This is a genomic window from Adlercreutzia sp. DFI.6.23, assembly GCF_024462535.1.
GTDB lineage: Bacteria > Actinomycetota > Coriobacteriia > Coriobacteriales > Eggerthellaceae > Adlercreutzia > Adlercreutzia rubneri.
In genome coordinates this window covers 1-301 of sequence record NZ_JANGBP010000505.1, presented here as the reverse complement: position 1 = coordinate 301, position 301 = coordinate 1, and the positions used below count along the sequence as shown (strand labels likewise).

1 rRNA gene is annotated in these 301 nt (G+C 58.1%); it reads right to left on the bottom strand.

Annotated features, from left to right (window positions below):
- Window positions 1–184: 184 nt before the first annotated feature.
- Window positions 185–301, bottom strand: a 16S ribosomal RNA gene (locus tag NE591_RS14335); the annotation flags it as partial.

Here is a 301-nt window from a genome sequence, read left to right as displayed (position 1 = left end):
ATCGTCTATTCCATGATGCGAGCACCCATCGAGAACCTAATCAGCTTAGGAAATTGATGTTGGTGTTGATCATGTTGACATTTTCATGTCACGCGCTATGCAACTGTCAAGGTGCGCGGGGACTCTCCTCGGAGCCCTCGCAGCCGGATGCTGGGATGGGGAGGCGGTCTAGGGGTCTCCCTAGAAAGGAGGTGATCCAGCCGCACCTTCCGGTACGGCTACCTTGTTACGACTTCACCCCCCTTACCCTCCACACCTTCGACGCCTCCGCCCCAGAAGGGTTCGGCCGGCGGCTTCGGGT